Below are 22635 nucleotides of genomic sequence, written 5' to 3'. Positions count from 1 at the left end.
CAATTTTTATGAGTGGGAACATCTTCAATGATCAGCAACTTTGAAAAAGCATTAAACAGAGATGAAATCCCAGACTATTTCAGAGGATCCGGCATCTATTTCACAAGAGATCCCGACTGGGGTAATCAACTACACATGATCAACTGGCAAGGGCTTTGCAGCTTTCTCGAGACACAAAAAAATCCCGTGTCTATTCTAAATTGCGCGTTTCAAAAATACGTAATTACCGTAAAAAATAGTCTAGAGGACGCAAACGACCTTCTCGAAAATATAGGGTGCTATTACTATATGAAAAATAGGGGACAGATTTATTTTCTACGCAATCACGAAAATAAATCTGAGAATCATCTGGCCGGCCTCCCCACCTCACGGAGGTGGCGCAAAATTCAAGGTGCGAACTTAGACTTTTGCTGTGAGGAGGCCGTGATGAAATTCTGTGGCATAGACCTGCATTCGAACAACAGCGTTGTTGTGGTTACCGACGAAACGGACCGAGTTTTGATCAGCCGACGTTGCCCCAATGAGTTGACGCAAATCCTCCCGCTACTCGAACCACACCGTGGAGAATTGCTCGGCGTCGTGGTCGAGTCTACGTACAACTGGTATTGGCTGGTCGACGGCCTGAAGGCGGCAGGCTTCGAGGTAAAACTGGCCAACCCGGTGGCGATGCAACGCTACAACGGCTTAAAGCATTCCGACGATAAGGATGATGCAGCGTTCCTGGCGCATTTGCTGAGGCTAGGGATATTACCCACTGGCTATATTCATCCGCCACAAGAGCGCTGCGCGATCTGGCACGTAAACGGATTCAATTGGTACGCAACAGGACACAGCACATTCTGGCCGCTGAAAACATCATGGCGCGTCAGTCTGGCCACCGCCTGACCTGTAATGAAGTCAAAAGCCTGTCAGCCACCTCCGTGGACAGGCTGGGCCTGTCCACGGAGGTGGCTTTGGCGATGAAAGCCAATATCGCCATTGTTCAGGCATTACAGACTCAAATTGATGTTATCGAGGAGCGATTGCTGCATGAAGTCAGCCTGCGCCCCGAGTTCTGTTTATTGAAAACGATGCCTGGAGTTGGCGAAGTCTTGGCCACGGTCATCATGTTGGAAACCGGCGATATAGAGCGCTTTGCCGATGTCGGCAACTTCGCCTCTTATGCCCGCTGCGTAAAGAGTGCGCATTACTCCAATGGCAAGAAAAAGGGCGAAGGTAACACCAAGAACGGCAACGCTTACTTGATCTGGGCCTTTATCGAAGCGGCCAACTTTGCGCGACGCTTCAGTGCGGACGCCAAACGTTTTTTTGAGAAAAAGAAAGCCAAGACCAACGCCGTGGTCGCTACCAAAGCACTGGCGCACAAACTGGCGCGGGCGAGTTACCACATTTTGAAGGAGAAACAGCCTTTTGATGCCAAGCGCTGTTTCGCCTGAAGGGCGAGTTAAGGTGATGGCCGATCAACCAAAAAGGGACTGGCGTAAGCCATAAAATCTGAGTGGCGGCCGGCTGTCACCGCCTGAGTGTGTTGTAACCGGGTCGTCTGCCAAGTGAGCCCGTCGAGACTGGACGTGCTTTTGCACGAACCACAGATCTGTGACACGTTTTGGACATTTGGCGGCACCAACGTTTCTCTGGGGCAGTTGACTGCCAGGGCGGTGCTAGGTGTATCGCTACCGCTTGATCCACATGGGTGTCAGGCACGACTTGGTCGTAGCCAACGATGAGGAAACGGATACGACGGGTTCAACCAGTCGGGTTTAGTTATAGGAGAAACCCTGCAGCAAGAGCTGCTGGGCAAGTTGGCTTTTAGCCTTGACTCGAGACCGGCTAATGGGTGTCCCATTTTGGTTCGAAGCCAATGCCCAACATGGTTTGGCTATCGCCCTACGCTATCACCCCCTTGCTGGCGATAAATCCTTCCGAGAGAAACGCTTCGAAACTACGACGTTGAACGCGCAAAATGGCAAACTATTTTCGGCTGTCTCTGTTTTAAAGTCGCGCACAACCGATGCCCCATGGCTATTGGTCAACAGCGACTTCCTGTAGCTGCCCGACTCACCACTTTCCGGTTGAATAACATGCCATCCAAATCAATGAATAACGATGAATTTAATCTCAAGCACCAGCGCCCCATCGCTGGTGAATCTCGACGTTTTAATACTGGCGATGCGGTGTTTTTCTCGCCACTACCCATCCCTACCGGGCAAATCCCAATGGATCTCGGCGGAAGTTTTGTTGAAGTCAACGACACCTATCTGGACTTGGGCAGCAATCTCACCAAGTCTTTCCAAGCACGATTAGCTGTGTCACTCCCAACAGTCGTAGTTATCGTTTGTCTGTTTGTTCTCCCAACATTGATGGGCTTCGCAGCATTCATAAACCCATTCGGCAGAAGCTTCTGGTTTTACTTCAACGATTTTTTTGAGTTCGGAATATCACTAGCGCTCTGGTGTGGAGGGGGAGCAGCGCTGATTGGCCTGTACGCGATTATCAGCACCACAAGGAACAAAGCCCGCGCCAGACCCATCCGATTTAACCGTCAACGCCGGGAGGTCTGTTTCTTCCCAAATGGCTCCGACGAAGCCGTGATCCAGCCTTGGGAAGACACGGTTGCGTGGATCTCAGTCAGCACCGGATTCACTGGAGTAGGCGTAATCAGTAGCTACACCTTTGGCATGGCCCTAGATAATCCCAAGGCCGATACGGTGCACTTTCTCACACAGGAGGTCATGACTCCTGTTCATGGACTAGGCAAATGGGAAGCCATACGTACCTACATGGAAAAAGGACCGGAGTTCTGCCCTGGTAAAGCACCCTACGAGGGTCGCCACACCTTCGATAAAGAACGACAAGACATGCACGAGGAATACCAGCACAACGAACGTTCCGCATTAGGAGTTGGTTGGTGGTACCTGACACACTTGATCACTTGGTGGCGTTTTCCGTACTGGGTAGCAGAATGGGACCATCGTTTCAGCATGAAATCTCTGCCGGACTCCATTGCTGAGTGGTCAAAACCCCTTCCGCCTAAACAGTGGGCCAAGCCGAGCTCAGCTTTGAACGAGCAAAGTGCGAAGATCGAAAGAGCCTTTGCTGAAGGACAGGATTTCATGACGTACTTTAAGACCAACCTCAGCAAAAACGAGGAAAAGGCGCCGGTAGATAGTTCGGCATTATGAAGTCAAAGGGCGCGACGCAACGGCTGCGATTTGCTGGATGTCATAGGCTGACGTTTACAGGCACAGCTTTATATAACAAAAAACGGGCAATCTTATGATCGCCCTTTTTTTATACATTCACCGCCAACAAACTCTCCCCAACCTCATACTTAACAACCACCAGCTTCCTATAAAGCCGCTCATTCTCCAACACCTCACTCCCCTGCCCTTTACTTCGCCGCCTCTGAACCGAATGGCAGTATCCGACCTTCATCAGGAAACCGATCGAAGCTGTGGTTTGACCGCTCCACCACTAAAAGCGGCGAATGAATGGCCACCAAATGACAGGTCCATGCCTTCGACGTAACCGCGTTTGCGGGTCGGGCGGCAGAAGGAAAAGTATTCACCCGACGCGATGACTATGTCGTTATTGATGACACGGCCTGTTTGAGGTTGATGACTTTGTTGTGTTGCAGCGCAAAATATCGGAGTTGCCGAGTTTACGAATGAGCTTGGAGGTGTGTTTGAGGTCGCGAAACGACATGCGGGATTCGGCGTTGACGTGCTGCTGCAGGTGCATATCGTACCCGGGAGGTGTTCGCCCAGTGTAATGGCCTCGGCAATCCATGCACTGGTAAAGAGCCTTGCCACTGGGCGAACGGGAAGTATTTTAATGGAAGTTGGCGAAGTTGTCCGCATACATAATCATGAAATTTATCGATACAACATTAATTAAATGTCATCTTAAATATTATTTGTACGACGACAAAAACTCACCAGCTAGACCATTAAAACTGATTGTTCTTATACAAAAAAACTGTACAAGAACAATCAATATATAGAGCTAATACTCAACTTCAGTGTTTGCTGGTCACTGTGAGGATGTCGGTGTAGGTCACGACGACACTCTGTCCAACTTTCAGGTCTTTCAGTTTTGCTTGAACTTCGGGCCGTACAACGTCGATGGTCTTGGACTGGCCGGCAGGGTTTTCAAAGGTCAGCTGGTTTTTCTTCAAGTCGATTTTGGTGATTTTCAGTTGAACCTGCACTTGGCGGTAGGCTTCGCCGCCCGGGTTGTCGCTGCCAGGGGCTGCACGGACTTCGCCGGTGCGCTCGACGGTGCCTGGCAAGCCTTTGTCGACATCGGTGTCGAGGTAGGCGGCGACGGCGCTGGTGACCTTGACGTCGACTTGATCGCCGACTTTCAGATTACCAAGGTTCTTCGCCTTGTCGGTCAGTTGCACGTGGACCTGACGCCCTTCCGGTCCTTCCAGGACAACCCGGTGATTCGCCGCGTCGACCGAGACCACTTTGGTGGTGACCTCGTCCGCTTCCACAACGGCAGACAGCGGAATGTCCGCAGCCATGGCGCCAAGGCTGGTGGTAGACAGCAAGGTAGCGAGGGTGATGGCTTTCGTCAGTGCGTGGAGTTTCATAAGCATACTTTCCCTGTGATTGGGTGGCAGCAGACGGCTCTGGCCCGAGGGTCAGCGCCGACTGTGCAACTCAGCATAGACGCAGTTCAGGGATTTTTTGCAGTTTCTTGCGCGGTGGATTCACCGCTTTGCGTGCCCTTGCCGCTTTCCTTGCGCCGGGTCGGATCGGTGGAGCGCAGGGCGTCGTTGTCGCGCTCGACTTCGCCCGCTGGGCGCGGTTCGTCGGGGTGTTTTTCGATGTCGGGTGATTGGGGTTTCATGTGGATCTCCTCAGGCTTCGGGATCATCGACCTCTTGTGCGACGTTTACGGAAGGCGAGTCTTTGTGGGATTGCTCGGCCTTGGCCTTCAATGTCTGCCACTGTTCCAGGTCAATGGCGCCCTGCCCCAGCAAGTCGTCGGCCACCCGCAGCAGTTCGCTGTAGTGGGCGTCGGGGGATTGCTGCCAGTAGGCCTTGTCTTCGAACAAGCGCTGCCAGGCATCGAGGTCAGGTGGCTTGAGGTCTTCGCTCATGACGGGCTCCATTGAATGGGCTTGTTAACTTAGGAGGCCGTCGCCGAACCGAGAGTTCCGACTCAATACCCGGTCATTTCCAGATAACCCGTGCCACCTTTGAATTGCACGGGGCCTTCCCAGTAAGGAATGCGCAAATCCATCCAGGCGTTGGGATTGAGGGCGGTGATGGAGATGTCGAGATGTTTGGCCGGGATTTTGATCGCCCAGCGCACCGGCATTTCACGGCCGGCGACTTTGGCAGTGTCCTGCGGTGTGAGGCTGATGTCGGAGGCATGCAATGACTGAGTCTGGCCTTGAGCATCGATCCACGTGCCTGTGAGATAAGGCGCGCCGTCCTTTTGCCGCATGCGATAAAGCATGACCTGTTCACCGCTGTCCAGGTGCAGCGAAAACCAGTCCCAACCTGTTTGATTGGCCGTCAACGGCTGACTGCTCCATTCGCGATCGAGCCAGGCCGGACCGCTGACCTGATAAGTTTTGCCATCGATTTCCAGCGCGCCACTGGCCTGGAAGAACGGCTGGCTGTAGTAATACGACGCCTGCCCTTGTTCGGATTTCTGACTGAAACCCTTGTCGCCCTGAAGCACCAGTGGACGGGTGGACGTCAACCGCAATTGGTAGCTGAAGCCCTTGTCCCGCGCGCTGAGTTGCAGATCTGCCAAGGCATCGGGCCCCTGGCTGCTGAAACGCCAATCGTCGATCCAGGCATTGAACGGTGCGAGACTCACCCCCGCCTGACCAACCCCGCCACGGGCATAGCGTTCGGCGGCGTGATGGGCGGTTGCCGACGTCACGGCTGCGTGCCCCAGCCAAATGGTCTGATTGCCCCAACCCGACTGCTCCGGGACAGCTTTCAACGCGCTGCGAAACAACGTCCATTGCACGCCAAACTCGCGACCCTGGTCATCCTTGAGATTGGCGGTGACGTACCACCATTCGATTCGGAAACCATCGTGGGGACCGTGGTCTGCCGGGAAGCTGAACACCCGGCCGGGCACCACTGGTGTGAATACGGAGGCGTCACCACCAAGACCTGCGAAGCCCTTCTCCTCAGGCACCGAATCATCACAGCCGCTCAGCAACGCCAATAACAAAAGACCGACCTTAATCCTCATGAGCAAACGTCCTCAGCAGGTCCGCCGGTTGCGTGCGATACAGCGAATACAGCGGCCACGCCGATGCCAGCAAGGTCGCGAACAACGCCAGGCCCATCAACTGCAACAGCTGCAACGGAAACACCCGCAACGGCAATCGCCAGCCAAATGCCTGCACGTTGATCACCGTGTCCAGGCACCACGCCAACGCGATCCCCAACGGCAACGCCAGCACCAGCGTCAGCACCGCCAGCAACCAGGTTTGCCCGAGGTTGAGCAACATCAATTGCCGCCGCGTCACGCCCAGCGCCCACAGCGGCGCGAGTTGGCCGAGGCGGCTCTGGCTCTGGGTCAGCAGGCTGATGAACAACGCCACACCGGCGACGGCCAGGGTCAGGCTGTTGAGCGCGGCGGTGGCGGCGAAGGTGCGTTCGAACACTTGCGTGGACCAGCCCTTGAGCCGCGCCTGATCGACGATTCGGCTGTCGTCCAGGCTGAAACGTGTTTGCAGCGTTTTGAGGAACGGCGCAATCAACGCGGGCTCGATGCGCAGGTTGAAACGATTGGGCGTGAGCTGCGGCCACCCGCGCAGCAGATGATTGCCGTTCACCAGTATGTGGCCCTTGGGATTGCCGTAGTCGGCGTAGATCCCGACGATCCGCGGCGACCACGGGCCGCCCGGCGTGGGAATGGTCAGGTGATCGCCGAGCCGCACCTTTAAGCGCCGGGCCAGTTGCTCGCTGAGCATCAGCGCATCGTCCTTGGCCAAACGGTCCCAGGGGTTGTCGCCCAAGGCTTCCAGCAGCGGCCAATGCTGGCGGTAGGTCGGGTGATCGATCACGCCGAAGATATCTGCCGGCCAGCCTTGGAGCTGGATCGACACCTGCCAGTTGGGCAGCACGGCCGTCAGTGAAGGCTGCTGTTTGAGCCAGGTGTGAAGTTCTCGGGACTGTGCCGGGTTTTGTGGATTGATGTAGAGCTCGGCGGTCAGCCGTTGTTCGAGCCAGTCGTTGAAGGTCTGGCGGAAACCGGCGGTCATGCTGCCGGCACCGATGTTCGCCGCCAGCGCCAACAGCAGCGCCATCAGGGCCAGGCTCAGCGCCGGCAGTTGCTGACGGCAGTCGGCGAGAAACCATTGGCCGAGCACCGAATGACTGCGGCTCAACGCCAGGTTCAAGACCAGATTCAGCACCACCGGCAAGGCCAGTGCGGCACCGATCAACAGCGCCGCCATCAGCACAAAGCCACTGGCCAGGCTCTCACCCCGGAACAAGGCGATGAGCGCGATGACAGCAGCCAGTGCCGCGACCCAACCCTGACGCCGTAACCAGCGCGCGTGAGCTTGATGCCAGGCCTGCGGATCGGCCAAAGCCAGCAACGGAAGACGTGCCGCCCGCAGCAGACTGTTGGCCCCGGCCAGCAACGCGCCGAGCAGGCTCAGGCCCACACCGCTGAACCACCACCACGGACTGAGGCTCAACTGCCCCGCCACTTCGGCACCGTACAAACCGCGCAGACTGGCGGCCACATCCGGCAACAGCACGCTGGCCAGCAGGTAGCCGCTGGCGACGCCGGCAAGGCCGCCGATCAGCGCCAGCGCTCCCAGCTCAACCACCAGACACGTGATCAGCATTCGAGCGCTGACCCCACAGGCGCGCAGGGTTCTGAGCAAGCCTCGACGTTGCTCCAGCGCTAGCCCGATCGCGGCGTGAACGATGAACAAGCCGACTACAAACGACAGAAACCCCAAGGCATCGAGGTTCAAGTGAAAGCTTTCAGTCAACCGCGAAAGGTTGTTTTCTTCCCCACTGGTTTTGAGCTGCAACTGGCCTTTGTATTGATCGGGCAGTGCGGCACTGAAATCCTTGGGCAACAGCAGGCGCGACAGTTGCTCCGGCAGGCCGAGAATCTGCTGGGCGAAGCCGATGTCCACCAGCAACATGCCGGGGGCCATATCGGTTTGAACGTGCAGCGGAGGCAATGCCACGCCGCTCACGCTCAGCGGCTGTTCACCTTCATGCAGACCCAACGCTTGCAAAGTCTGCGGCGAAATCCAGGTGCGGCCCGGCGGGGTGAAAAACTCGACAATTTGCTCGATCGCCAACGACCGCCCCGCCACCGCCGAGCCGGCCGGCAGCGACACCGGTTCGATGCCCATCAGCTGTAGACGTTGCTCCTCATGGCCCTTGAGCGTCACCCGCCCTTGCAACACGGGCGATACCGGCCAGCCCGCGCGACGCAGGTCGACAAACAGTTGCTGGGAAAAGGTCGCGCCACTGGGCGCACTAAGGCTGGCTTGCGGTTCGCCGCCGATCAACTGACTGGCTCGAGCATAGCTGTCACGCGCCTGGCTGTTCAGTGCCTCTACGCCGGTCAGCAGGCTGGTGGCGAGCCAAAGCCCGGCCAGCACACTGAAAAATTGCACCGGGTGCTGCCACCAATGGCTGAGCAGCGCCCGCAACGTTTCACGAAAGACGCGCACCTCAGTGCTCGCCCGCGCCAGCCAGATGGCCGCGGTGCAGCACCACTTGTTCCGCCAGGCGTGCGGCAACGCGATGACTATGCGTGACCATCAACAGGGTGGTAGGACTGTCGTCGAGCAATTCCAGCAGCAACTTCAATACTTCATCGCTGGTGGCTTCATCGAGGCTGCCGGTGGGCTCGTCGGCCAACAGCAATTTCGGCTTCGACGCCAGGGCGCGACCCAAAGCGACTCGCTGCTGTTGCCCTCCGGAGAGCTGCTCAGGGTAACGCCGCAGCAAATCACTCAAGCCCAGTCGCTGCACCAGATGCGCCTGCCAGCGCGGATCATGCCGCCCGGCCAGGCGCGCCTGAAACGCCAGATTGTCCTCGACCCGCAGGCTGCCGATCAGGTTGAACTGCTGGAACACCAGGCCAATTTCAGTCCGCCGCCAGTTCGCCAGTTGCCCTTCGTTCATCTGGTCCAGCCGATGTTCGCCGCTTTGAATGCTGCCGCGATCGACCTTGTCCAGCCCGGCGATCAAGTGCAGCAAGGTGCTCTTGCCACTGCCCGACTCGCCCATCAGCGCCAGGCTGCTGCCGGGTTTCAATGTCAGGTCGACACCTTGCAGCACCGGCAACGGACCTTGCGCAGTGGCGTAGCTTTTGAAGACGCCCTTGACCTGAAGCATGGGGGGAGGCTCGCTGATGGCAGTGCGCCTAGGATAGCGGACGGTAGCGGCACCGCGTTATCGTTCTTCGCGGGCAAGCCACGCTCCCACAGGACCGCGTCGTTCACAGCATTGGTAAACAACGCGGTCCCGTGGGAGCGTGGCCTGCCCGCGAAGAGGCCGGATCAGACAACCCAAAACCTCACTGCCCCACCGCCACACTCGTCGCCGCCTGCCCCGGCGTCACAATGCTCTTCAGATCAATATGCTTCCATTCAGGCTTCGCCCCCAACCGGGCATTGAACCGATAGTTGAACGTAAACTCGTCCGCGGTCGGCACGCTCAACGGCTTGCCATACACCGACTCGATCCCCGCCAAGTCATAGCCCATCAACTGCAACAGCGTCGGGAAGATGTTGTAGTGACTCGACCGATCCTTGTTCGCGGCCAGCGCCTTCGGCCAATCCAGTGTGCGCAACTGATCGCCTTGAATCACCACCAGCGGCACCAGGCCCTCCTCTTCCACCGGATCGCCCCCGCAGTGCGTATTCAACCCTGGGTTGCCTCGTTCATGCAGGTCTTGCCCATGGTCCGAGGTGTAGATCAGCAGCGCGTTGCTCATGTCCGCCTGGGCGAAAACCCGGGAGAAAAACTCCCCGACGTTCCACAGCAGCGTGTTTTTGTAGGCATTGCGGTACAGCAGCCAGTCATCCGGCTGACCGTTGAAGCCATCGCGCTTGCCGGTGTCCGCGATCTCGACAAACTGCCCGCGAGGCAGTGTCGGACGATAGGCCATGAACGCGTCCGGGTACTTGTCATGCACCGGAAAATGCGCGCCCACCTTGTTGATCACCACCAGCTCAGGCTTGCCGTCGTTGAGCAGGTCGATCAGTTTCGCCGCTGCCGCCATGTCGCGATCACGCACGCTGGTCTGGTCGAACTGCACAAATTCGTCGATGTCCTTTTTCTCGGCTTCGTTCATCAGGTTCTGCAAGTTGCCACCGGTGCGCTGGGCATCGATGTACACGGTGCGCAGGCCCGCCTTCTTCGCATACTGCCAGATCGACGGCATCGTGCTGTTGATGCGCATGTAGTCGGCGCGGGTGCCGCCGTACCGCAGGGTGATGTTGGTGTCGGCGCTGCAATTGGCAATGGACGCGGCGTATCCGTAATTGAAGATCGCGACGCCCGGGCGCGGTTCCTTGAGGTTGCTGTGCACACCGAACGGCGCGTTGATGTCCAGGTAGTTGCCGGAAATGCTTTCGTCGATGACCAGCACGATGTCGTGCCCCGGCGGCGCGTCGTTGCGCGCCAGGCTCACAGGCTCGCGCGGGCCGACGGTGTTGTGCAGGGCTTCATAAGTGAACAGATTCAAATAAGCCAGCGGCGTGTACATGATCGGCAGGCCACGGGCGCCTTCGCCAGCGCGCACAAACAACACCGCACTGAGCAGCAGCACCCCGAGCACCGGCGCCGCCACCAGCAACGCACCGGGCAATGGCATTCGCCGACGCGGTTTGAGCCCGATGCCGAACAACAGCAGCAAGCCGCCGACCACCCCACTGATGATCGCGTCGCGGTACTGGTACGCCGCCTCCTGAATGAACCCACCGGAATACACCAGCGACACGAAGCTGCTGTAGGTCAGGTAGTCGGCCGTGACGCGGGTATAGACATCGAAAAACACCGCGGACACAAACATCACCAGGGCAAATAGATGACGGATCAATGTCTGGCGAATGTAAGCGGTCATAAAAAGCGCCACGGTTAGCGCGATAAACATCCCGCCAAACAGCAGCACTGGAAAACCTATTCCCATTGCGCTCAGGCGTTCCAGGTAATAGTCGTAATTTTTGAATAAGTAGAGAACTAAGAGCAGTTCTTTAAGGTATCGAATCATAGTCTTTCCGATGCTCGCGGCCGTCCGTTGGCCAATAGATTGTCGGCCATTTTTTGACACTAGCACCGGGCCATCAAAGCGCAAGAAATGTCGGGTTTTTACACAAAGCGTCAAAAAAACGTTGACTCAAATCTGACACACTCGAACCGCTACAACCCTTGTGTTTCATGCCCTACGACCGTTTATCGTTTTCTTCGACATGTGAAAAACCCGTCAAAACCGCGGCAAATCCAGCAGCGGCAAGCACTTGATGGCAAAACGCCCCAAAAATGGGGCTGTTATAGCAGTGCAACATGTCATTTTGCTGACACGTTTTCCCAGCGCTGGGCTATACCCCTTTTGACAGTCTTATTTAAGTTCTTTCCACCGTCTTACGAGGCACGCCAATATGGACGTGAGCGTATTTGGTACGGGCTATGTTGGCCTGATACAAGCAGCGGCACTGGCCGATGTCGGACATCGTGTCTTATGTGTCGACATCGATCCGAACAAGATCAAGCAATTGCAACAGGCCGTGCCGCCGATCAGCGAACCGGGGTTATCCAGCACGCTGGAAGAGAACATCAAGGCCGGCCGTTTGCTGTTCACGACCCAGGCCAGCGATGCAGTCGAACACGCCGAGCTGATTTTCATCGCCGTCGGCACGCCCGCCGATGAAGACGGGTCGGCCGACCTCAGTCACGTACTGAATGTAGCCCGCCAGATCGCCAGTTACATGGAGGCCGATCGCACCCTGATCATCAAGTCCACCGTGCCGGTCGGCACCGCGGACCAGGTGTCTGCCACCGCCAACGAAGAACTGCTGCGCCGTGGCAAGAGCGCCCTCACTGTGCGGGTGGTCTCCAACCCCGAGTTTCTCAAGGAAGGCAGCGCCCTCGCCGATTGCATGCGCCCGGACCGGATCATCGTCGGCACCGACGACGAAGAAGCCCGCGGCCAGCTCAGCGAGCTCTACGCGCCGTTCTGCCGCAACCATGAAAAGATCATGTTCATGGACAACCGCAGCGCCGAGCTGACCAAGTACGCGGCCAACGCGATGCTCGCCACGCGCATCAGTTTCATGAACGAACTGGCCAACCTCACCGAGCTGCTGGGAGCTGACATTGAAGCGGTGCGCAAAGGCATCGGTTCGGACCCACGCATCGGCTACCACTTCATCTACCCGGGTTGCGGTTTCGGCGGCTCGTGCTTCCCCAAGGATCTGCGTGCCCTGCTGCACACTGCCGAACATAACGGCATGCCGTTGCGCCTGTTGCGCAGCGTCACCGACGTCAACGACAGTCAGCGTCACATCCTCTTCAGCAAACTGAAAGCGCAATTCCCCAACGGCCTGGCCGGCAAATCCATCGCGATCTGGGGCCTGGCGTTCAAGCCCAACACCGATGACATGCGCGAAGCCCCCAGCCGTTACCTGATGGAAGCGCTCTGGGCCGAAGGCGCGAGCGTGCAGGCTTATGACCCGGAAGCCATGTCCGAATGCCGGCGCATTTACGGCTACCGCAATAACTTGCACCTGTGCGCCACCCGCGACGACACCCTGGAAGATGCCGACGCCCTGGTGATCTGCACCGAGTGGAAGAACTTCCGTGTGGTCGACTTTGACTTGCTGGCGAGCAAACTGCGCTCGCGGGTGATCGTCGACGGTCGCAACCTCTACAACCCGGAACAAGTGGCGGCGGCCGGTTTGCACTACAGCGGCATTGGCCTGCGGCACATCGTTCCCGAGGCGCCGCGACCATGAAGATTCTCGTCACCGGAGCGGCCGGTTTCATTGGTGCCCATTGCGTGTTGCGGCTGATCCGTGACGGGCACCAGGTGCTAGGCCTCGACAATTTCAATGATTACTACGACCCGCAACTCAAACACGACCGCGTGGATTGGGTGCAGGAGCAGGTTGGCGCTTTCCAGCTCGCGACGGTTGACCTGGCCGACGGTCCGGCCATCGAGGCCCTGTTTGTCCGTGAAAAGCCTGAGGTGGTGATTCACCTCGCCGCCCAGGCCGGGGTGCGTTACTCGCTGGAGAACCCAAGGGCTTACCTCGAGAGCAATTTGAGCGGGTTCCTCAACATTCTCGAAAGCTGCCGCAACCACCCGGTCAAGCATCTGATCTATGCCTCGTCCAGTTCGGTCTACGGCGCGAACCAGCACACGCCCTATTCGGTGAAGGACGGCGTCAACCATCCGCTGTCGCTGTACGCCGCGACCAAGAAAGCCAACGAGCTGATGGCCCACAGCTACAGCCACCTGTATGGCATTCCCTGCACCGGCCTGCGTTTTTTCACCGTGTACGGGCCTTGGGGGCGGCCAGACATGTCGCCGATCCAGTTCGCCCGGGCGATTGCCGAAGGAACGCCGCTGAAGTTGTTCAACTACGGCGAGCACCAGCGCGACTTCACCTACATCGACGACATCATCGAAAGCATCGCACGCCTGATCGAGCGTCCACCGCAAGCCAACGCCGAATGGGACCGTGAACAACCGGACCCGGCCAGCAGCATGGCGCCGTGGCGGATCTTCAACATCGGCGGCCAGCACCCGGTGGAGCTCAAGGATTACCTGGCGCTGCTGGAAAAACACCTTGGACAAAAAGCCCTCGTCGAGTTGCTGCCGCTGCAGCCGGGCGACGTGCTCAACACCTGCGCCGATGCCAGCGACCTGGCTCGGGCGACCGGATTTCAGCCTTGTATCGAGCTGGATGAGGGACTCGGGCGCTTCATCGCCTGGTTCCGCGATTACTACCCACTGCCTATCGCCCACGCGCCGCTAGCGGCTGAACTTCAGCGGAGGATTCTATGACTGGACATGAAAAAACGGTGCCCCTGCAACAGATGCGCCGGGACAAGCGCCTGGACCCGGAGCACCGAATGCGCCTCGACACCGCGATCCATATGCAGGGTCGTGGCTGGATGACCGGCCGTGACGGCGGTCGCCCCTGGACGTTGTCACGCACCAACCGCGTGGTCGCCTGCTTCGGCGCGCTGGTCATTCTGCTATTGATCTCGCCCATCCTGTTGGGCCTGGCGCTGGCGATCAAATTCAGCAGCCCGGGACCGGTGATGTTCGTGCAGAAACGCACGGGCTACCGCGGTCGCAAGTTCGGCATGTACAAGTTTCGCACCATGGTGGCCAACGCCGAGGAGCTCAAGGAGTCCCTGCGTCACCTGAACAAGCACGGCGCCGACGCGATCGATTTCAAGATCGACAAGGATCCGCGCATCACCGGCATCGGTGGTTTCCTGCGGCGCAGCAGCCTGGATGAGCTGCCGAACCTGATCAATGTGGTGATGGGCGACATGCGCCTGGTGGGCCCGCGGCCAACCTCGTTCAACGCGTACCGCTACAAGGACAATCACCTTGCACGCCTGAGCATCTACCCCGGCATGACCGGCCTGTGGCAGATCTCCGGGCGCAGCAATATCGACTTCGACCAGCGCGTTGAGTTGGACCTCAGCTATATCGCCGAGCAGAGCCTGTTGCTTGATCTGAAGATCCTGTTGAAAACCCCCTTCAAAGTATTCAGCGGCCACGGAGCGAGTTAAATGGACGGTTCATCAGCCAAAAGCCTAAGCATTGCCAACCCGAGCGAGTCCAACCTGACGTCGACCGTGCTCGATCAAGATCTGCGGATCCTATTCCTCACCGCCGCTAACCCCGGCGCAGGCACCACCACCAGTGCCCTGGCGCTGGCCAGTCAGCTGGCACAAATGAGTAGCGGCGAGGTGCTGCTGGTCGATGCCAGCCAGTCATCGACCAACCTCACGCAGCAGCTGGGGCTGACCAAGGAGCGCGGTTTTCGCGACCTGCTGTTCAACACCCAGAGCCCGCCATTGCTGCAGGACTGCGTGGTGAATGTGTCCAGCCTGCCCTTCCACATCTTGCCTAACGGCCGGTATGTGCGCGGCACCGAACACCTGACACCCGAACGCCTGGGCCCGTTGCTCGATCAGCTCGGCAGTCAGTATCGCTTTGTGGTGATCGACGGCGACGCGGTGTATTCCGCCGCCGACACCATGATCATCAGCACCCAGGTGGACGGCGTGATCATGGTCGTGCGCTCCGAAGATACGCGCTGGGAAGTGGCCCAGGCGGCGGTTCAGCGCTTGACCCAGGCCGGCGCAAAACTGGTCGGCAGCGTCTTCAACCGACGTAAGTACTACATGCCGAAATGGCTCTACAAAAACCTGTGAGCAATCAGAAAAGGATGACGACATGAACGCCAAAATGCTTGTCCTGCTGTTGCTGCCGCTTGCAGGTTGCTCCAGCACTTCCGAAACCCAGAACATGCCGGTGAATATCCTCACGGCCTCACCGGCCAATGCCCAGGCCACCGATATGCCCAAAGTCGAACAGACCTTGCGGCCACAGGACGTGCTGGACGTGATCTTTCACATCAGCACCAGCGGCTCGGACGCCTACCGCATCCAGTCCGGTGACCAGATCGGCCTGAACTTCACCGCCGCCAGCCAGCTCAACGGCAATCAACTGGTGCTGCCCGATGGCACCATTGAACTGCCGGGCGCCAACACCTCGGTGAAAATCGCCGGGCTGACGTCCGAACAGGCGCGTGAGGAAATCCAGCGCGCCTACCAGCGCAAACAGCTGTTCCAGCCTAACCGCAACCAGCTGGCCGTGCAGGTCATCAGCCCGTTGAGCAACGAGTCGAACCTCAAAAGTGCCCTGAACCACCCCGCTACCGGCATGAGCCGGGAGATCACCGTGGGCACCGACGGCTACGCCAGCTTCCCGGAAATCGGCGCCGTGCCGCTGCAAGGCATGACCGTCAATCAACTGGAAACCTTCCTCAACAAACGCTACGCGCAACTGCCGGGGCGGATGACCGTCGACGTGCTGCTGAAGTCCACGGCGGGTAACGAAATCTATGTGCTGGGCGAAGTTGGCCAACCGGGTTCCTACCCGATTCGCCGGCCGGTCTCGGTGCTTGAAGCGCTGACCCTGGCCCGTGGCAGCAACACCAAGGCACGGCTCGATTCGGTAATGATCATGCGCCGCAACGGTAACCAGGTGCAGGCCGTGCGCTATGACGTCGAAAAAGCGCTCGCCGGCGATGCGTCGCAGATCGCGTACCTGCAACCGGACGACATGCTCTATGTGCCGAAGACCAAACTGGCCAGCGCCGGTGAGCTCGCGCGGCAATTGGCGGACGTGGTGTTGTTCCAGGGCGTGGGCTTCAGCTTCGGCTACCGCGTCGACAACAAAGACAGCAACAACAACTGACTCTCAGGTGACCGACCATGAATCCAAAGGAAAACTACCTGCACGAGTTCTTCAGGATCTTCTTCGCCAACAAGCAGTTGGTGAAACGAGTCTTCCTGGTCTTTGCAGTGATCGCCCTGGTCTTGCCGCTGATGCTCAAACAGAGCTTCGATATCACCGCCCAGGTGATCGTGCAGTCCAAAAAACTCTCACAGGGAGACGCCACGACGTCCCTCAACCAGGAGAACGCCTCGTTCATTCCACCGTCCCTGGCGGACATGGAAACCGAGAGCAATATCCTGCGCTCGCCGGCGTTGATCCGGCAGACCATCAGCGAGTTGCGCGACAAGGGTGAGTACACGCCTACCCCTGGCGTTTTCAACAAACTGGTGACCCAGCCCTTCAAACAGTACGTGACCACGCCACTGCGTGAATACGTGATCAACCCGATGAAAGCCACCCTGGGCCTGGAAACCGACCCGGTACGCGACACGGCGCTGGATGCTCTGACCCAACAGGCGATCGACAGTCTGAAAATCGAGACCCTGCCAGGCTCCAACGTGATCTCCATCATCTACAGCTTCGACAATCCGGCCCAAGGCACCAAGTTTGTCGCAGCCTTGCTGCAGAACTACCTGACGAGCCGTCAGGCACTGCAATCGATCGACTTGCCGCAGTCGTTCTACGAAACCAAGAAGAAGCAATACCAGGTGCGTCTCGATGGTCTGGAAGGCACTCGGCTGGGTCTGCTTGAAGCGGTCGGCTCGTCCGATCCGAAGGAAGAAATCACCTTCCGCCTCAACGCCATCAACACCGAGGAGCAAGCGCTCAACCTGTACCGCGACCGCCTGCTGCAAAGCCAACGCTGGCTCGACTACCTGAAAACCAGCCTGGCCGCAGCGAGCAACTCGAAACTCAACGACTACACCTTCCCCTACACCTTCACCACCACGGTGGACAACGTGGCGTTTGAAGACCGCGAGATCAAACAGATGGGTGAGGCCCTGACCACGCAGGTCAGCCGTTACATGAACGACCTGGCGATCTTCCAGCCAGGCAGCGAACCGATGTTGCTGACCCGCGAGCAAATTGCCCGCACCCGTCAGCAGTTTCTGAAAGTAGTCAGCAACCGGATTCAGGAGCGCAACACTGACCTGGCGATTGTCAGCTCGGTGATCGACCAGAAAACCGCGCGCATTGCCGAGTTCAAGAACCGCATCCATCAGTTGCAGGAAACCCAGAGCAAGCTGCGGCAGATGGACACCGAGATCAACGCGTTGCATGCGGCGTTCTCGACCTATGCCCAGCGCTTCGCCGAAAGCAGCAGCGCACGCTCGCTGGACAACGACCTGTCCAACGCACGGGTGCTCAGCCCGCCGTATGAGCCCACCGAAGCGGCGTTTCCGAAACCGATGCTGATCATTCCATTCGGGTTGTTCACCGGTCTGTTGCTGGCGATTGCCCTGGTCTACGTGCGTGAGTTCTTCGATCACCGTTTCAAACACCCAGCGCAAATCACCCACGAACTGGGCTTGCCGGTGCTGTTGGTGATCAACGATCAGAACGTGGAACCGACCAATCCGCACAGCAACTGGTCTGTGCCTGGCCTCGTGCATTGGGTGCGCAATTGAACGCGCCGCTCATCCCTTCCCTGCCGATCATTCATTTGCTCAGCAGCGGTGGCTTCTATGGGGCTGAGCGGATGCTGCTGGACCATTGCCTGGCGACGCCGGGGCAGCACCAAGTGCTGTTTCTCGATGCGCCGCCAGACTTGATCGCGCGGTTTCGCCAGGCGGGGGTCGACTGCCGGGGTTGCGCGGGGTTGGGGCAACTGCTCACGCATTTGCGCCAGCGCCGGGCGGAACGGCCGTTGATCAATACGCACAACTTCAAGGGCCTGTTGTTTGGCTGGGTGGGCGCCACGTTGTTGCGCCTGCCGCTGGTGATTACCCAGCACGGTTTCACACCGCGCAGCCGCAAGCAGAAGTTCTACACCTGGTTGAGCCTGCAACTGTGCCGCACCGCGTCGGTGAATCGCGTGGTCTGCGTTGCCGAAAGCATCGCCGTGCTGTGCCGTCAGGCCAGCGTCCGGGCGGAAAAGCTGCAGGTGATTCCCAATGGTTTACCGGCGGCTACCGGACTGTTGCCGCACAGCGTGGACCGCCAGCGTTGGCTGGCCGGTTACGTCGGGCGGCTGAGCAGTGAAAAGGGCCCGGACTTTTTTCTCGATGCGCTGATTCCACTCTGCCGGCAACACCCGCAACTGGACGCCGTGATGCTCGGCGACGGCCCGGAACGGGAGGCGCTGCTGGCGCGTATCAACGAAGCGGGTTTACAGGACCGCATCACCCTGCCTGGTTACCAGACCGACATGAGTGTGTGGTGGCGACAACTCGATGCGCTGGTGATCAGCTCGCGCACCGAAGGCACGCCGATGATTCTGCTCGAAGCGATGCAAGCCGGCGTGCCGGTGGTGGCGTTTGGCGTCGGCGGGATTCCCGATGTGCTGCAAGACCGGCACAACGGCCTGCTGGCGACACCCGCCGACAGCGCCGCCCTCGCCCGGCAGATCGGCTCGTTGTTGACTGAACCGGCCATGGCCCGCGACCTGATCGACAACGCAAAACGAACGCAATTGGACCGTTACGACCTCAAGGCCCTGGCCGAACGCTGGTCGCAACTTTATCTCCGTACTGCACGGGAGGCACGCGCGTGATCTTTCCGCTCTCGATCGTCAGTTTGTTCGGCCTGGTCTGCCTTGGTTTGCTGGCCAGCCCTTATCCGTATCTGGCGCCGGGGGCGGTGCTGGGCCTGGTCGGTGTCGCGATGCTTTACCGAAAACCCACCTGGGGTTTGCTCGGGATTGCGGCGCTGGTGCCGTTCGAAGGTTTCTTCAAGGACAGTTCGCTGTCGGGCACCAAGTTCCTCGGCGCGTCACTGGCCGTGATCCTGATGCTGCAACTGGCCATCCACCAGATTCCCTCCGATCGTCTGCGCAGCAATATCTGGCGTTACCTGATCTGGTTCATGGCGTTGTACCTGCTGAGCACGATCAACACCGACAACATGGACATGTCGATGGGGCATCTGCGGGAGCTGAGTGTCGGCCTGGTGCTGTTTGTGATCACCCTGCTGATCGGCCGCGAGATGAACATGAACCTGTTCGCCAAAATGGTCACTATCAGTGTCACGGCGACCTGCGTGCTGGCAATGTTCTCCAGTAAATATCAGGACCAGGGGCGCGCTGCCGGCCTGCTGGAAGACCCGAACGCCTTTGCCATGCTGATCGCCTTCGCCGTGCCACTCGCCTTGCTGCTGGTGGTGCGCAGCCCGCACTTCCTGCATCGGGTGTTCTGGGTCGCTTGCTGCATTTTGCTGCTGGGCGGCATGACCAAGACCGAATCCCGTTCGGGGCTGGTGGTGCTGTTCCTCAGCCTGATGATCGGCGTCTGGCACTACCGCCTCGAGCTCAAACGCATCCGTCCACGGCATCTGGGGTTTGCCATGCTGGGCCTGGTGATCGTGATACCGCTGGCCCTTTATGCGATGCCCAAGGGTTACATCGAGCGTATTCAGTCCTTGAGCATTTTGAGCGCTGGCGCCAAGAGTCAGGACCAATCCCTCGGCCGTCGCGCCTCGTACATTGTGGTCGGCAGCGAGATGATCCGTGAGAACCCGCTACTGGGCACCGGCCCCGGCACCTTCCCCCTGCACTACGCCACCACCGGTTACGCCAAGGCGTTTTCGGCCAACCGCAAAATCGGTGACCTGTACCGCCGCGCCCACAACACCTACCTGGAAATCTTCAGTGAACTGGGGATTCCCGCCGGCCTGTTGTTCGTCGGCATGCTCGGCCTCGGTTTGTACAACCTGGTCCGCGCCCGTCGTGCATGGATACAGCGAAGCAACCGCGAGCAGGCGGATCTGCTGACGCACCTGAGCATGAGCTTTCTGTCGCTGGCCCTGTTCCTGATGTTCCTCAGCGCGCCCAACCAGAAGTACGTGTGGATCATGCTCGCCCTGACCAGCGTGCTGCGTTTGAAAGCCGAAGAAAGCCCACTCGTGGAGGCCAAGGCATGAGCCGCATCAGTATTGTCATCCCGATGTACAACGAAGCCCATCACATCGCCCGGACCCTGCTGGCAGCGCAACGCGCCGCCATCGCCGCCGGGCTGGAATGTGAGCTGATCGTGGCCGACAACGGCTCCGAAGATCAGGGCCCGCACATTGCCCGGCAACTGGGCGCGCAGGTGCTGGTGCTGCCGGGCTTGATGATTGGCGCCTTGCGCAATCGCGGCGCCGCTGTCGCCACCGGAGACTGGCTGGCCTTCATCGATGCCGACGTCGAGATGCCCGAAGACTGGCTCACGCTGTTGTTGAAAATCGAGCCCGCGGTTCAGGTCGACGTCCTCGGGCTGGATTTGCACACCCCGGCCGAAGCCCCGTGGTACGCCAACGCCTGGCAACGTCGCACCTTGCGTCCGAACAACGAGACAGTGCAAACGGTGCGCTGGCTGCCCAGTTCCAACCTGTTGATGCGCCGCCCCTGGTTCGACAAGGTCGGCGGTTTCGATGAGACCCTGCGCACCGGCGAGGACAAGGATTTCACCATGCGCCTTTCCCACGCGGGCGCCCGCCTGCTCTCGGTCAATCAGACCGTCGCCTTGCATTGGGGTTACGAGGGCAGTTGGCGTGAATGGATGGGCAAGGAATTCTGGCGTCAGGGCAGCCATCTGCAGCTCCTGCGCAGCCATGGGATGAGTCTGCGGTTGCTGCGCTTTCCGTTGATGTCACTCGCCGCCTGGTTCCTGGATTTCCTGGCGATCTCCGCCCTGCTCGATGGCTTCCCTCATCATGCGGCGCTCATGTTGTTCCTGACCAGCATTCCGGCGCTCGCCTTGAGCATGCGCCAGACCCTCAAGCACCGCGACCTGCTGTTGACTCTGCAACTCTGGGGCCTGCACTGGCTGCGTCTGCACCTGGCCGGTGCCGCGTTCATCCTCAGCATGTGTCATTGGAAAGCCAGGAGGCCTGCCCGTGGCTGAATTCATTTTCTGGTTGTGCCTGTTATTGCCGGTGTACGCCTATCTCGGTTACCCGCTGTTGTTGACGCTACTGGCGCCGTTGTTTGCGGCGCGGCGTCATGCGGCGCCGGAACCGATGAACATCAGCATCGTGATTGCCGCGCACAACGAGGCGCGGCACATCGAACACAAGCTGCGCACCTTGCTCGCCCAGGATTATCAGCCGGCCTCGCTGCAGATCATTCTGGCCAGCGACGGTTCGACCGATGACACCGTGGCCTGTGCGCGCAAAGTCATCGACCCGCGCATCACTATTCTCGACCTGCCCCGCCAGGGGAAGGCCGCGACCCTGAATGCCGGCGTGGCGTTGAGTACCGGGGACATTCTGGTGTTCACCGACGCCGACAACCAATGGTCCCGCGACACCCTCGGTCACCTGCTGGCGCCGCTGTGCGATCCACAGGTCGGAGCATGCGCCGGGCACATGGTGATCCCGGTCACCGGCGGTGGCCTGAGCATCGGCGACAGCCTCTATCGGCATTACGAAGGCTGGCTGCGCCGCGTGGAGAACCGCACCGGCTGCATGGTCTCCGCCGACGGCGCCCTGCTCGCCCTGCGCCGTGAGTTGTTCCAGGAGGTGCCGGCCGAGGTCAACGATGACTTCTTCATCAGCACCTGCGCGCCGGTGGCGTTCAAGCGCATTGTTTATGTGCCCGAGGCGCAGGTGATCGACCACGGCGTCGACGAAGCGGACAAACAATTCCGTCGTCGTCAGCGCGTCACCGTCGGGGGTCTGCAAAGCCTGGCCCAGCGCAGCGAGCTGCTCAATCCGCTGAAGCATGGCCTGTATTCGATTGCCTTGATCAGCCACAAGTTGATCCGCCGGCTGGCGCCGATCCTGTTGCTGCCGCTGTTGCTGAGCAATTTCTGGCTGTGGGAAGAACACGGTTTCTATCGCCTCAGCCTGGTCGCACAACTGCTTGGTTACGCCGTGGCCATCGCCGGCCTGCTGGATTCGCAACACCGGCTGCCCAAACCTTTCCGTCTCGCCGCGTTCCTTCTGGTGACCCTGGCCGGGATGAGTATCGGTCTGTGGCAGTTCCTGCGGGGGCAGCGGTACGCCCAGTGGAACCCTGAGCAAAACCGTTGAGAGGACTGA

The 22635-nt window shown here is 59.1% G+C and carries 20 protein-coding genes and 1 pseudogene; 13 read left to right on the top strand and 8 right to left on the bottom strand.

From position 1 onward, the window contains the following. Positions 1-27: 27 nt before the first annotated feature. From K0F88_RS32645 to K0F88_RS29545, 3 genes are all read left to right on the top strand, one after another. Complete coding sequence (locus K0F88_RS32645; RefSeq protein ID WP_257605393.1) at positions 28-885, top strand: IS110 family transposase; 858 nt, start codon at positions 28-30, stop codon at positions 883-885. After that, the gene (locus K0F88_RS32640; protein ID WP_257605392.1) at positions 858-1436 is read left to right on the top strand and encodes a transposase; all 579 of its coding nucleotides are present in this window, start codon (positions 858-860) and stop codon (positions 1434-1436) included. Before K0F88_RS32645 ends, K0F88_RS32640 begins: the two co-directional genes overlap by 28 nt. Positions 1437-2018: 582 nt before the next feature. Further along, positions 2019-3182, top strand: a complete 1164-nt coding sequence (locus K0F88_RS29545; protein WP_374039758.1) for a DUF6708 domain-containing protein — start codon at positions 2019-2021, stop codon at positions 3180-3182. A 215-nt stretch (positions 3183-3397) separates the two neighbouring features. Here K0F88_RS29545 and K0F88_RS33080 read toward each other — a convergent pair. The 8 genes and pseudogenes from K0F88_RS33080 to K0F88_RS29510 form a co-directional block, all read right to left on the bottom strand. Then, a pseudogene (locus tag K0F88_RS33080) lies at positions 3398-3714 on the bottom strand (vancomycin resistance protein); the annotation flags it as partial. 304 nt (positions 3715-4018) lie between these two features. Beyond that, positions 4019-4597, bottom strand: coding sequence for a hypothetical protein (locus tag K0F88_RS29540; protein ID WP_094471754.1), 579 nt, complete (start codon positions 4595-4597; stop codon positions 4019-4021). An 86-nt stretch (positions 4598-4683) separates the two neighbouring features. Next, positions 4684-4857, bottom strand: a complete 174-nt coding sequence (locus K0F88_RS29535; RefSeq protein ID WP_176457791.1) for a hypothetical protein — start codon at positions 4855-4857, stop codon at positions 4684-4686. Positions 4858-4867: 10 nt separating this feature from the next. Beyond that, positions 4868-5110 (bottom strand): hypothetical protein, encoded by a 243-nt coding sequence (locus tag K0F88_RS29530; RefSeq protein WP_094471753.1) that lies wholly within the window; start codon positions 5108-5110, stop codon positions 4868-4870. A 62-nt stretch (positions 5111-5172) separates the two neighbouring features. Continuing rightward, on the bottom strand, positions 5173-6228 hold the full coding sequence (locus K0F88_RS29525; RefSeq protein WP_219097516.1) for a lipocalin-like domain-containing protein: 1056 nt from the start codon (positions 6226-6228) through the stop codon (positions 5173-5175). Beyond that, the gene (locus tag K0F88_RS29520; protein ID WP_219097515.1) at positions 6218-8689 is read right to left on the bottom strand and encodes an ABC transporter permease; all 2472 of its coding nucleotides are present in this window, start codon (positions 8687-8689) and stop codon (positions 6218-6220) included. Before K0F88_RS29520 ends, K0F88_RS29525 begins: the two co-directional genes overlap by 11 nt. 1 nt (position 8690) lies before the next feature. Beyond that, the gene (locus K0F88_RS29515) at positions 8691-9359 is read right to left on the bottom strand and encodes an ABC transporter ATP-binding protein (protein WP_094471750.1); all 669 of its coding nucleotides are present in this window, start codon (positions 9357-9359) and stop codon (positions 8691-8693) included. A 181-nt stretch (positions 9360-9540) separates the two neighbouring features. Continuing rightward, positions 9541-11238, bottom strand: a complete 1698-nt coding sequence (locus tag K0F88_RS29510) for a sulfatase-like hydrolase/transferase (protein WP_094471749.1) — start codon at positions 11236-11238, stop codon at positions 9541-9543. 388 nt (positions 11239-11626) lie between these two features. Between K0F88_RS29510 and K0F88_RS29505 the strand changes: the two genes are divergently transcribed. From K0F88_RS29505 to K0F88_RS29460, 10 genes are read left to right on the top strand one after another with little or no spacing between them, the layout of a single operon-like run. After that, positions 11627-12979, top strand: a complete 1353-nt coding sequence (locus K0F88_RS29505; RefSeq protein WP_094471748.1) for a UDP-glucose/GDP-mannose dehydrogenase family protein — start codon at positions 11627-11629, stop codon at positions 12977-12979. Continuing rightward, positions 12976-14034 carry an NAD-dependent epimerase gene (locus K0F88_RS29500; RefSeq protein ID WP_094471747.1) on the top strand — a complete coding sequence of 353 codons (1059 nt, stop codon included), beginning with the start codon at positions 12976-12978 and terminating at the stop codon, positions 14032-14034. The genes K0F88_RS29505 and K0F88_RS29500 overlap by 4 nt, the downstream gene beginning before the upstream one ends. Beyond that, positions 14031-14777 (top strand): sugar transferase, encoded by a 747-nt coding sequence (locus tag K0F88_RS29495; RefSeq protein ID WP_094471746.1) that lies wholly within the window; start codon positions 14031-14033, stop codon positions 14775-14777. Before K0F88_RS29500 ends, K0F88_RS29495 begins: the two co-directional genes overlap by 4 nt. Further along, a complete protein-coding gene (locus tag K0F88_RS29490) occupies positions 14778-15425 on the top strand; it encodes a CpsD/CapB family tyrosine-protein kinase (protein WP_094471745.1) in 648 nt (215 codons plus the stop codon). A gap of 22 nt (positions 15426-15447) precedes the next feature. Then, a complete protein-coding gene (locus K0F88_RS29485; protein WP_094471744.1) occupies positions 15448-16473 on the top strand; it encodes a polysaccharide biosynthesis/export family protein in 1026 nt (341 codons plus the stop codon). 17 nt (positions 16474-16490) lie between these two features. Then, complete coding sequence (locus K0F88_RS29480; protein WP_094471743.1) at positions 16491-18083, top strand: Wzz/FepE/Etk N-terminal domain-containing protein; 1593 nt, start codon at positions 16491-16493, stop codon at positions 18081-18083. Continuing rightward, entirely contained in the window at positions 18080-19168 is a 1089-nt protein-coding gene (locus tag K0F88_RS29475; RefSeq protein ID WP_094471768.1) for a glycosyltransferase family 4 protein, read from the top strand. The genes K0F88_RS29480 and K0F88_RS29475 overlap by 4 nt, the downstream gene beginning before the upstream one ends. Then, on the top strand, positions 19165-20532 hold the full coding sequence (locus tag K0F88_RS29470; RefSeq protein ID WP_094471742.1) for an O-antigen ligase: 1368 nt from the start codon (positions 19165-19167) through the stop codon (positions 20530-20532). The genes K0F88_RS29475 and K0F88_RS29470 overlap by 4 nt, the downstream gene beginning before the upstream one ends. Then, complete coding sequence (locus K0F88_RS29465; protein WP_094471741.1) at positions 20529-21497, top strand: glycosyltransferase family 2 protein; 969 nt, start codon at positions 20529-20531, stop codon at positions 21495-21497. Before K0F88_RS29470 ends, K0F88_RS29465 begins: the two co-directional genes overlap by 4 nt. Further along, the gene (locus tag K0F88_RS29460; RefSeq protein ID WP_094471740.1) at positions 21490-22626 is read left to right on the top strand and encodes a glycosyltransferase; all 1137 of its coding nucleotides are present in this window, start codon (positions 21490-21492) and stop codon (positions 22624-22626) included. The genes K0F88_RS29465 and K0F88_RS29460 overlap by 8 nt, the downstream gene beginning before the upstream one ends. Positions 22627-22635: the final 9 nt, after the last annotated feature.

The organism is Pseudomonas sp. UMAB-40 (assembly GCF_900095275.1).
GTDB classification, from domain to species: Bacteria; Pseudomonadota; Gammaproteobacteria; order Pseudomonadales; family Pseudomonadaceae; genus Aquipseudomonas; species Aquipseudomonas mandelii_B.
This window is presented reverse-complemented; position numbering and strand designations above follow the sequence as displayed.